Origin of the sequence: Curtobacterium sp. PsM8 (assembly GCF_030433875.1) — a bacterium.
Lineage (GTDB): Bacteria > Actinomycetota > Actinomycetes > Actinomycetales > Microbacteriaceae > Curtobacterium.
Map to the genome: position 1 here is coordinate 12,856 of NZ_JARUXD010000018.1, position 11,260 is coordinate 24,115.

8 protein-coding genes are annotated in these 11,260 nt (G+C 67.5%); 7 read left to right on the forward strand and 1 reads right to left on the reverse strand.

All coding sequences use genetic code 11. The annotated features are described in order from the left end of the window. Window positions 1-21 precede the first annotated feature (21 nt). Window positions 22-3,903: a DNA-directed RNA polymerase subunit beta' gene (locus tag QCD68_RS06180; protein ID WP_111073958.1), complete on the forward strand. Its 3,882-nt coding sequence runs from the start codon at window positions 22-24 to the stop codon at window positions 3,901-3,903. 87 nt (window positions 3,904-3,990) lie between these two features. After that, entirely contained in the window at window positions 3,991-4,239 is a 249-nt protein-coding gene (locus QCD68_RS06185; protein WP_301222411.1) for a hypothetical protein, read from the forward strand. Window positions 4,240-4,331: 92 nt separating this feature from the next. Here the strand turns inward: QCD68_RS06185 and QCD68_RS06190 are convergent, their stop codons facing one another. After that, a complete protein-coding gene (locus tag QCD68_RS06190; RefSeq protein WP_301222412.1) occupies window positions 4,332-4,730 on the reverse strand; it encodes a VOC family protein in 399 nt (132 codons plus the stop codon). Window positions 4,731-4,786: 56 nt separating this feature from the next. Between QCD68_RS06190 and QCD68_RS06195 the strand changes: the two genes are divergently transcribed. From QCD68_RS06195 to QCD68_RS06215, 5 genes are all read left to right on the forward strand, one after another. Continuing rightward, entirely contained in the window at window positions 4,787-5,821 is a 1,035-nt protein-coding gene (locus QCD68_RS06195; protein WP_301222413.1) for a GNAT family N-acetyltransferase, read from the forward strand. A gap of 190 nt (window positions 5,822-6,011) precedes the next feature. After that, entirely contained in the window at window positions 6,012-7,679 is a 1,668-nt protein-coding gene (locus tag QCD68_RS06200; RefSeq protein ID WP_111073953.1) for a GspE/PulE family protein, read from the forward strand. Between the two features lie 17 nt (window positions 7,680-7,696). Further along, entirely contained in the window at window positions 7,697-9,349 is a 1,653-nt protein-coding gene (locus tag QCD68_RS06205; protein ID WP_301222414.1) for a type IV pilus twitching motility protein PilT, read from the forward strand. Then, window positions 9,349-10,572, forward strand: coding sequence for a type II secretion system F family protein (locus tag QCD68_RS06210; RefSeq protein WP_301222415.1), 1,224 nt, complete (start codon window positions 9,349-9,351; stop codon window positions 10,570-10,572). The genes QCD68_RS06205 and QCD68_RS06210 overlap by 1 nt, the downstream gene beginning before the upstream one ends. Before the next feature lie 196 nt (window positions 10,573-10,768). Beyond that, window positions 10,769-11,200: a type II secretion system protein gene (locus QCD68_RS06215; protein ID WP_301222416.1), complete on the forward strand. Its 432-nt coding sequence runs from the start codon at window positions 10,769-10,771 to the stop codon at window positions 11,198-11,200. The last annotated feature ends 60 nt before the right edge of the window (window positions 11,201-11,260 follow it).

The window sequence follows — 11,260 nt, forward strand, 5'->3', positions numbered from 1 at the left end:
AACCAGCAAGAGAGAAGAACATTGCTCGAAGCAACTTCCTTTGACGCCATTCGGATCGGCCTCGCTACCGCCGAGGACATCCGCCAGTGGTCGTACGGCGAGGTCAAGAAGCCGGAGACGATCAACTACCGCACCCTGAAGCCCGAGAAGGACGGTCTGTTCGGTGAACAGATCTTCGGTCCGTCCCGCGACTGGGAGTGCGCCTGCGGCAAGTACAAGCGAGTCCGGTTCAAGGGCATCGTCTGCGAGCGCTGCGGCGTCGAGGTCACCAAGTCCTCGGTCCGTCGTGAGCGCATGGGCCACATCGAGCTCGCCGCACCCGTCACGCACATCTGGTACTTCAAGGGCGTTCCGTCGCGCTTGGGCTACCTGCTGGACATGGCCCCGAAGGACCTCGAGAAGGTCATCTACTTCGCGGCGTACATGATCATCAGCATCGACGAGGAGGGCCGTCACGCTGACATGCCCGGCCTCGAGAACGAGATGCGCCTCGAGATCAAGACGCTCGAGGGTCAGCGCGACTCGATCATCGCCGACCGCCTCAAGAAGCTCGAGGACGACCTCGCAGCGCTCGAGGAAGAAGGCGCCAAGGCCGACGTGAAGCGCCGGACCAAGGACACCGCTGAGAAGGAGATGTCCCAGGTCCGCAAGTCCTTCGACGAGGACATCACCCGTCTCGAGCGTGTGTGGGAGGACTTCCGCAACCTCAAGGTGGGCGACCTCAAGCCCGAGGACGCCGTGTTCCACGAGCTCCAGGACCGCTTCGGGATCTACTTCGACGCCTTCATGGGTGCCGAGGCGATCAAGCTGCGGCTCGAGGCCTTCGACCTGGCCGCCGAGGCCGAGGCACTGCGTCTGCAGATCGCCGAGGGCAAGGGCCAGAAGAAGATCCGTGCGATCAAGCGTCTGCGCGTCGTCAGCTCCTTCCTCGCCACCGGCAACTCGCCGGCCGCGATGGTGCTCGACGTCGTGCCGGTCATCCCGCCGGAACTGCGCCCGATGGTGCAGCTCGACGGTGGCCGCTTCGCCACGTCGGACCTCAACGACCTCTACCGTCGTGTGATCAACCGCAACAACCGTCTCCGCCGCCTGCTCGACCTCGGTGCCCCCGAGATCATCGTGAACAACGAGAAGCGCATGCTGCAGGAAGCGGTCGACGCGCTGTTCGACAACGGTCGTCGTGGCCGCCCCGTCACGGGTACCGGCAACCGCGCCCTGAAGTCCCTGAGCGACATGCTCAAGGGCAAGCAGGGTCGTTTCCGCCAGAACCTGCTCGGCAAGCGCGTCGACTACTCGGGTCGTTCGGTCATCATCGTCGGCCCGCAGCTCAAGCTCCACCAGTGCGGTCTGCCCAAGCAGATGGCGCTCGAGCTGTTCAAGCCGTTCGTCATCAAGCGCCTGATCGACCTGTCGCACGCGCAGAACATCAAGTCGGCCAAGCGCATGGTCGAGCGTTCGCGTGCCCAGGTGTGGGACGTGCTCGAGGAGATCATCCGCGAGCGCCCCGTGCTGCTGAACCGTGCGCCCACGCTGCACCGTCTCGGCATCCAGGCGTTCGAGCCGCAGCTCGTCGAGGGCAAGGCCATCCAGCTCCACCCGCTGGTCTGTGCTGCGTTCAACGCGGACTTCGACGGCGACCAGATGGCCGTGCACCTGCCGCTGTCGGTCGAGGCCCAGGCCGAGGCCCGCATCCTGATGCTCGCCTCGAACAACATCCTGAAGCCGTCCGACGGCCGCCCGGTGACCCTGCCCGCACAGGACATGATCATCGGTCTGCACCACCTGACGACCGTCCGCGAGGGCGCCGTCGGTGAAGGCCGTTCGTTCTCCTCGGTCGCCGAGGCGATCATGGCGAAGGACCAGAACACGCTGCACCTCAACGCGATGGTGAAGATCCGCATGTCGGGTGTCCACTTCGCCGAGGGTGAAGCACCCGAGGGCTACGAGGTCGGTCAGTCGATCCTCCTCGAGACCACCCTCGGTCGCGCGCTGTTCAACGAGACCCTCCCGACGGACTACCCGTTCGTCCAGAAGGTCACCGACAAGGGCACGCTCTCCGCGATCGTCAACGACCTCGCCGAGCGCTACTCCAAGACGGAGACGGCCGCTGCACTCGACCGGATCAAGGACGCGGGCTTCTACTGGGGCACCCGCTCCGGTGTGACCGTCGCCCTCTCGGACGTCGTGACGCCTCCTCGCAAGAAGGAGATCATCGCGGGCTACGAGATCCAGGCCGCCAAGGTCCAGGGTGAGTTCGACAAGGGTCTGATCACGGACTCGGAGCGTCGCGCCGACCTGATCAAGATCTGGACCGAGGCCACGAACGAGATCGCGCAGGAGATGCGCGACAACTTCCCGAAGGACAACACCATCAACCGCATGGTGTCGTCGGGTGCTCGTGGTAACTGGCTGCAGGTGCGCAACATCGCCGGTATGCGTGGTCTGGTGAGCAACCCGAAGGGTGACATCATCGCCCGCCCGATCATCAACTCGTACCGCGAGGGCCTGACCGTGGCGGAGTACTTCATCGCCACGCACGGTGCTCGCAAGGGTCTGGCGGACACGGCTCTCCGTACCGCCGACTCGGGGTACCTGACCCGTCGTCTCGTGGACGTGTCGCAGGACGTCATCATCCGTGAGGACGACTGCGGGACGACCCGTGGCCTCGAGCTGCCGATCGCGACGATGGGTGCCGACGGCAAGCTCGTCCGCGACCCGCGTGTCGAGAACACCGTCTACTCGCGCACCCTCGCGACCGAGGCCGTCGACGCCTCGGGCACCGTGGTGGCCGAGGGCGGCGAGGACGTCGGTGACGTCCTCCTCGACAAGCTGCTGGCAGCCGGTGTCGAGAGCATCAAGGTGCGCTCGGTCCTGACCTGCGAGTCGGCCGTCGGTGTCTGCGCGCAGTGCTACGGCCGTTCGCTCGCCACGGGCAACCTGGTCGACATCGGTGAGGCGGTCGGCATCATCGCCGCCCAGTCCATCGGTGAGCCCGGTACCCAGCTGACGATGCGTACCTTCCACACGGGTGGTTCGGCCTCGGCCGACGACATCACGCAGGGTCTGCCCCGCGTGACTGAGCTCTTCGAGGCTCGCACCCCGAAGGGCGCGTCCCCGATCGCCGAGGCCCCCGGCCGCGCCACGATCGAGGACACGGACAAGGGTCGTCGGATCATCCTCACGCCGGACAACGGCGACGAGCCGTTCATCTACCCGGTGCTCAAGCGTGCGACCCTCCTCATCGAGGACGGCCAGCACGTCGAGCTCGGCGAGCAGTTCATCGCCGGCACCGTCGACCCGAAGGAAGTCCTCCGGGTCAAGGGTGTCCGAGAGGTCCAGAAGCACCTGGTCAACGGTGTGCAGGACGTCTACGGCTCGCAGGGTGTGCCGATCCACGACAAGCACATCGAGGTCATCGTCCGTCAGATGCTCCGCAAGGTCACCGTCGTCGACCACGCCGACACGGACCTGCTGCCGGGTGAGCTCGTCGACCGGTCGCGCTACAACGCGATCAACCGGGCCGCGCTGCAGGAGGGTCGCAAGACCGCCTCGGCTCGCCAGGAGGTCATGGGCATCACGAAGGCGTCCCTCGCGACCGAGTCGTGGCTGTCCGCCGCGTCCTTCCAGGAGACCACCCGCGTCCTGACGCAGGCGGCCATGGAGGGCAAGCAGGACCAGCTCGTCGGCCTCAAGGAGAACGTCATCATCGGTAAGCTCATCCCCGCCGGGACGGGCCTCAGCCGGTACCGCGACGTGGACGTGAACGCGACGGAAGAAGCGAAGGCGGAGCGGTACCCGAACCGCATCTTCGCGGACGACTCGTCGTTCTCGGACGCCGACCTGAGCTTCGTCGACTTCGACAGCTTCTCGTCGGACGACTTCACGCCGGGTACGTACAACTGAACCGAGTGAGTCCCTGAGGAGGGCCCCGCATCCAGTCGGATGCGGGGCCCTTCTTCGTTCGTCGGTGGTACTGATATGTTGGCGCTCATGTCGTCATCTGCTCCGACGCGTGCCCGATCCGCTGGCTTCCTGGCAGCGGCCGCAGTCGTGATCGCCCTCTGGGCTCCGGTGGCTGCCGTCACCGGGCTGCCGTTCGCGGTGGCCGCCGGCGCGAGCGGCGTGGGTCTCAGCGCGCTGGCCGGCATGGTCGATCGCGACGACCGCCGAGCGCCGGGTGCCTTCCTCGTCTGTCTGGCGATCGTCGGCGTCGCGCTCGTCCTGCACGTCACACGCTGAGACGGGCGAGCGACTTCTTCGGGTCGCCACGGTGACGGACGGGAGGCACGGAGCGGACCCGTCACGGGCCTCCCGTCCGGACGGGGCGGGTCCTAGACGGAGCGACCGGCGTCGCTGTCGCGGCCGCCGAAACCACGGCCGCTCTCGTCGGCGAGCGAGTAGAGGCTGAGGACGTTGCCGTCGGGGTCGCGGGCGTCGAACCAGTCGACGGCTCCGTCGACGCACTCGATCGGTCCGACGTCGATGCCGAGGGCCGCGATGCGCGCGTGCTGGGCGGCGACGTCGTCCACGCCGAAGCGGACGATGACGGGGTTGTCGTCGGCGTCGGGGTCCTCGAGGAGCTGGATCCAGATGCCGCCGACCTCGTACTCGGCGACGCCCTCGGTCGGTTCGAGGTCGGGCTCGAGCCGTTCGAACACCGCGCCGTACCAGAGGCAGGAGGCCTCGAGGTCGGTGACGGGCAACCCCACGGTCACGCTCGTGATGTCCATGTCTCATCATGGTCCGTCGATGCCGGGCGCGTCGAGGGGTAGGGCATGCTGGGGGCATGGCGACGCTGCGCGAACGGGTCACGGCTCCGGCTCACCTCGACTTCCCCGAGCCGGTCGGCGGGCTGACGTTCCGGCCGGCCACCATGGCGGACCTGCCGGCCGTGCACGGCATCGCCCTCGAGTCGGCGGCGGTCGACGAGCCGCACGCGCATCCCTCCACAGAGGACTTCGTGCACCGGCTGTCCACAGAAGGGCTCGACCCCGAGCGTGACACGGTCGTCGGGATCGATGCTGACGGTCATGTGCACGCGTACGCCATCGTCATCCCGGTCCCGACCAGGGACACCGCTGCCCGGATCCTCCTGGGCGGCTCGGTGCGACCCGCGTACCGCGGACAGGGCATCGGCCGACGGGTGCTCGCCTGGCAGACCGCACGGGCCCGACAGCACCTCGCCGGGCTCGACCTCGATCTGCCCGGTGCCGTCGACCTCACTGCTCCGCAGGGATCCTCCGCGCTCGCGCTGGCCGCACGGGCCGGACTCCACCCGGTGCGCACCTGGGTCGACATGCAGGTCGTGCTCGATGGTGACGAGCGCGCTGCGGAACGGGACCGCCTGCCGTCGCTGCCGGACGGCCTCGTGCTGCGTGCGGCGACCGGAGACGACATCGAGCCGATGCGGGCTGCCAAGAACGACGCCTTCCGCGACCACTGGGGCTCCCAGCCGATGGTCGAAGCGGACTGGCGCGGGTACCTCACCGCCGAGAAGAGCCGGCTGGACCTGTCTCGCGTGGTCGTGGACGAGCAGGGGGACGTCCTGGCGTTCACGGTGGTCGAGTCCGACCCCGGTGCCTTCGCTGCCCGCGGACGGAGCTTCGGGTACATCCACTGGGTCGGCGTCGTCCGTCGAGCACGCGGGCGGGGCCTCGCACCGCTGGTCGTCCGGGCCACCCTCGACGCCCTGCGCGACGCCGGACTGTCCGCGGCGTCACTCGAGGTCGACGCCGAGAACCCGAGCGGTGCCGTGGCGCTCTACGAACGACTCGGGTTCGTCGGCGGGAGCGCCACGATCACGACCTCGATGGCGCTCTAGGCCCCACCCGCGGATCTCGATACCCGCGGGTACCCCTGTTCTGGGTCCAGTCAGAACCCCTCCGGCCCCTCCTTCTGGGACTGCTCGGCGGCCGGGCGCCGGACGTACCGTGGTTGAGCGCCGCAACCCTGGCGGCGCCCATCGATCCACGCCGATCCGTCGCGCGCGCAAGCAAGGAGGTACAGGGCACATGGCAACCCTGTCCGAGATCCTGATCCTCAACGGCGCCCTCCCGATCGAGTACCTCGACGCGATGACCGGTCACGAAGACGTCGACGAGCAGGCGATCCGCTCACTCGTCGAGCAGGGCGTCGTGAGCGAGGCGCAGTACATCACCGCGCGTGCGGCGTCCCACAACTCCAAGACGGTCCCGCTGACCGACTACCCGGTGGACGGCACGGCCGTCTCGGTGCTCCCCGCGCCGCTGTGTCGCCGGCACGCGGTACTCGGCATCGGGTTCGAGGGCGAGACCCTCGTGCTCGCCATGGTGAACCCGGCGAACGTCCTGGCGATCGACGACGCCCGCACGGCGTCCGGCCGGCCGATCAAGCCGCTGCAGGTGGACGAACGGGACCTGCTGTCGGCGTTCGACCGGTACCTGCGGGCCGACGACGAGCTCAACGACCTCACCTCGTCGCTCGAAGAAGAAGCACGGACCACCGAGCACCAGGCCGACATCGGTGACGGCTCGCTCGACGACGTCCCGATCGTCCGCTTCGTCAACCTGCTGGTCTCGCAGGCGATCCAGGACCACGCGTCCGACATCCACATCGAGCCCGGCGAGCACGAGGTCCGGGTCCGCTACCGCATCGACGGTGTCCTGCACGAGATGACCCCGGCGCCCAAGAACATCCAGAACGGCGTCATCAGCCGGCTCAAGATCATGAGCGACATCGACATCGCCGAGCGGCGGAAGCCCCAGGACGGCCGGATGTCCGTCCGGCACGGCGGCCGACAGATCGACCTCCGCGTCGCGACGCTGCCGACGGTGTGGGGCGAGAAGGTCGTCATGCGCATCCTCGACAACACGAACACGTCGTTGACGCTGAAGGACCTCAACCTGCTCGACCGGAACGCCGCTGCCTACCAGCGCTCCTACTCGAAGCCGTACGGCATGATCCTGGTCACCGGCCCCACCGGTTCCGGCAAGTCGACCACGCTCTACACGACCCTGAACGCGGTCGCGAAGCCCGAGATCAACGTCATCACGGTCGAGGACCCGGTCGAGTACCGGATGGCGGGTGTCAACCAGGTGCAGGTCAACCCGAAGGCCGGACTGACCTTCGCATCGGCGCTCCGCAGCATCCTCCGCTCCGACCCCGACGTCGTCCTGCTCGGTGAGATCCGTGACCACGAGACCGCCCAGATCGCGATCGAGGCGTCGCTGACCGGCCACCTCGTGCTCTCCACCCTGCACACCAACGACGCCCCGTCCGCGATCACCCGGCTCACCGAGATGGACATCGAACCGTTCCTCGTCGGGTCCGCACTCGACTGCGTGGTCGCCCAGCGTCTGGCCCGCAAGCTCTGCGACCGGTGCAAGGCCCCCGCGTTCTACGAAGCCGAGCAGCTGCACGCCCTCGGGTTCCTCGACAGCGCCGCCGCCGAGGTGCCGGACTTCTTCGCGCCGATCGGCTGCTCCGTCTGCTCGAACACCGGGTACCGCGGCCGCATCGCCCTGCACGAGGTCATGACCGTGTCCGAGGAGATCGAGCGCCTCGCGGTGTCCCGGGCCTCGAGCGCCGAGATCAGCCGCGTCGCCCAGGAGCAGGGCATGCTCACCCTCCGCATGGACGGGTGGGAGAAGGTCAAGCTCGGGCTGACGAGCGTCGACGAGATCCTGCGCGTGGTCGCGTAGGCGTGGAGGACGGACAGATGACGGACTCCGTGTACGACCTGACCCCTGCCGACGACGAGCCCGTCGACGGTTGGCACCCCGGGACGCCCGGCCTGGAGGTCGGTGGCCGCCGGGCCGCACGCCTGGCGCAGGCCGCGCAGCAGCACGTCGTGCAGCAGCACCCCGTGCAACCCGCCGAACCCGGCACCCCGGACGCAGGCGCCGCACCCGCGGTGCCGGCCACCCCCGTCTACGACCTGAGCGACGACCTCGCCGGCTGGGGTGCCCCGAGCGGCGCACCCGTCGCCGTCCCGGTCGCCCAGCCGTACGCTGTGCCGGCCACCCCGCCCGCGGCGGTGCCGCCCTCGACCGCGAGCTACGGCTACGCACCGGACTCCGCCCTCGGGTACCAGGCGACCGAACGGCTGCCGGTCGTGCCCGCGGTCGTGACCACGAGCCTCCAGGCCGTCACCGCACCGCCGGTGCCGATGGCCGCGCCGTCCGGCAGCGCCGAGATCAACTTCACGCGCCACGCGCGGGAAGACGCCGACGCCGACCTCGTCACCGCACTCGCCCAGGTCGTCTACCAGGGTGCGTCCGACCTGCACGTCACCGCCGACGCGCCGCCCACGGTCCGCGTCGACGGCTCGCTCCGTCCCGCCGTGCCGGGAGGCCCGTGGGCGCGCAACAAGGTCATCGCAGCCCTCAAGACCCTGATGTCCGCCGAACAGGCGGCGCAGTTCGACCAGGAACAGGAACTCGACTTCGCGTACTCGCTGTCGCCCGAGTTCCGCTTCCGCGTGAACTACTACCAGCAGCGCGGCAACTGGGGCGCGGCCTTCCGCATCATCCCCACGAAGATCAAGACCCTCAAGCAACTCGGCATCCCCGAGCACGTGGGGGAGTTCGCCAAGCTGCCGCGCGGCCTCGTGCTCGTCACCGGCCCGACCGGATCCGGCAAGTCCACCACCCTCGCCGCGCTCATCGACCTGGTCAACGAGACCCGGGCCGACCACATCGTGACGGTCGAGGACCCGATCGAGTTCATGCACGAGCACAAGAAGGCGATCATCAACCAGCGCGAGGTCGGCGCGGACACGCAGTCCTTCGCCCGCGCGTTGAAGCACGTGCTGCGCCAGGACCCGGACGTCATCCTCATCGGCGAGCTCCGCGACCTCGAGACGATCTCCGTCGCCCTCACCGCCGCCGAGACCGGCCACCTGGTGTTCGCCACCCTGCACACGCAGAGCGCTCCCGGCACCATCGACCGCGTCATCGACGTGTTCCCGCCGCACCAGCAGGGCCAGATCCGCACCCAGCTCGCCGCCACCCTCGAAGGTGTCGTCTGCCAGACCCTCGTCCCCAAGGCCAACGGCACCGGCCGCATCGTGTCCACCGAGATCATGAAGACGACGCCCGCCATCGGCAACCTCATCCGTGAGGGCAAGACGTACCAGATCACCTCGGCCATGCAGGCCGGGCGCGACGCGGGCATGCACACGATGGACCAGGACCTGGCGGAACTCGTCAACGTCGGCACCATCACCCGCAAGGCGGCGCTCGAGAAGGTGCACGACCTCGAGGGCTTCGACCGACTGGTGCAGCGCGTCGAGTCCCCGTCCGACGCGTCCGCCGACGCCATCGCCGCGAGTGGGATCGACTTCGGCGACAAGTTCTCCGGAGGCTACTGATGTCCCTCGCATTCGACTACCGCGGACGGGACGGCGCGGGGAAGCTCGTCAAGGGCCGCGTCGACGCCGCGTCCGAAGGCGCCGTCGTCCAGCGCCTGCGCGGCATGGGCGTCTCGCCGATCGCCATCACCGAGGCGAAGGCCGGCACGGGGCTGCAGACCGAGATCAAGATCCCGGGCTTCGAGAAGGGCGTCGGGCTCAAGGACCTGGCGATCATGTCGCGGCAGGCGTCGACGATGTTGTCGTCGGGGTTGTCGCTGCTGAAGACGCTGAGCATCCTGGCGGACCAGACCGAGAACAAGAAGCTCAAGGTCATCCTCAGCAAGGTGCGCGACGAGGTCGAGCAGGGTGTCTCGTTCTCCGATGCCGTCGGCAAGTACCCGGTCGACTTCCCGCCGATCATGATCAACATGATCCGCGCGGGGGAGACCGGTGGGTTCCTCGACCAGGCCATGGACTCGATCGCGACGAACTTCGAGAAGGAGCACAAGCTCCGGTCGACGATCAAGTCGGCGATGACCTACCCGGTCGTGGTGCTCTGCATGTCGCTGGCATCCGTCGTGATCATGCTCGTGTTCATCGTGCCGATCTTCCAGGACATGTTCTCGAGCCTCGGCGGCCAGCTGCCGCTGCCGACGATGATCCTCGTGCAGCTGTCGCACGCGATGCGGTGGGGTGCGCCGGTGCTCGCCGTCGTCATCGCCGTCGGGTGGTTCTGGTACCGGGCGAACAAGAACACCGAACGTTTCCGCGCATTCCGCGATCCGATCATGCTGCGTCTGCCGATCTTCGGTTCATTGACGAAGAAGATCGTCATCGCTCGGTTCGCGCGGAACTTCTCGAACATGATCGGTGCGGGCGTGCCTATTCTGCAGGCCTTGAAGATCGTCGGTGAAGTGTCGAACAACTTCGTCGTACAGAAAGCCCTCGACCGCGTTTCCGAAAGCGTGCGGAAAGGCGAATCCATCGCGGAACCGCTGGCGCAGGAGAAAGTTTTCCCGACGATGGTGGCGCAGATGGTCGCGGTCGGTGAAGACGCCGGATCGCTGGAGACCATGCTCGAGAAGATCGCCGTGTTCTACGACTCGGAGGTGGAGTCCACCACGGAGGCGCTGACCTCGCTGATCGAACCCCTCCTCATCGCCTTCCTCGGCGTCGTGGTCGGCGGCATGATCATCGCGCTGTACCTCCCGATCTTCCAGATCACGTCACTGGTGCACTGAGGCGAACTCAATCGCCGCACCCCCTCGACGGGGGTGAGGCGATGCTTTCTGTCCCCGATTCTGGGGGTGTTTCCCTGCGGCAATGACCCCCGTTCTCGGGATTCCGACCGGGAAATGCGCCCAATACGCTGATGGCCGGCGACGAGCACAAGCCGGAACCGCACCACCCCACCATTTCCCGGATGAAGGAAAAACAATGTACTTCCGTCTCATGGGCAAGCTTGACGCTCGCCGCAAGGGTCTCCTCAACGAGAACGAGAAGGGCTTCACCCTGATCGAACTCCTGGTCGTCGTGATCATCATCGGCATCCTCGCCGCGATCGCGATCCCCGTGTACCTCAACGTGCAGAACAACGCGAAGGACGCCTCGGTCAAGTCCGACCTGGCCAACGCGAAGACCTCGGTCATCGCGTTCCAGACCGACAAGAACGGCAAGCTGCCGACCAACACGGAGTTCGACGCGCCGGCGACGATGCAGCCCTACGGCTGGACCAAGAGCGCCGACACGAAGTTCACCTACAAGCCGGCCGCGACGGGCTCCTCGTTCACGATCTGTGCCGTTGGAGCCACCTCGAAGGCATTCCAGCTGAGTGACACGGACGCAGCTGCGCCGGTCGCTTCCTGCTGACCGTAGCAACGACGTGAAGGGCGGTTCGTCGGACGACGGACCGCCCTTTTGCGGACCACG

What these genes read in the sequence shown, in the direction of transcription:
- QCD68_RS06200 (WP_111073953.1), top strand. Translation starts at nt 6,012, where the DNA reads ATGGCAACCCTGTCCGAGATCCTGATCCTCAACGGCGCCCTCCCGATC.
- QCD68_RS06205 (WP_301222414.1), top strand. Translation starts at nt 7,697, where the DNA reads ATGACGGACTCCGTGTACGACCTGACCCCTGCCGACGACGAGCCCGTC.
- QCD68_RS06185 (WP_301222411.1), top strand. Translation starts at nt 3,991, where the DNA reads ATGTCGTCATCTGCTCCGACGCGTGCCCGATCCGCTGGCTTCCTGGCA.
- QCD68_RS06210 (WP_301222415.1), top strand. Translation starts at nt 9,349, where the DNA reads ATGTCCCTCGCATTCGACTACCGCGGACGGGACGGCGCGGGGAAGCTC.
- QCD68_RS06195 (WP_301222413.1), top strand. Translation starts at nt 4,787, where the DNA reads ATGGCGACGCTGCGCGAACGGGTCACGGCTCCGGCTCACCTCGACTTC.
- QCD68_RS06215 (WP_301222416.1), top strand. Translation starts at nt 10,769, where the DNA reads ATGTACTTCCGTCTCATGGGCAAGCTTGACGCTCGCCGCAAGGGTCTC.
- QCD68_RS06190 (WP_301222412.1), bottom strand. Translation starts at nt 4,730, where the DNA reads ATGGACATCACGAGCGTGACCGTGGGGTTGCCCGTCACCGACCTCGAG.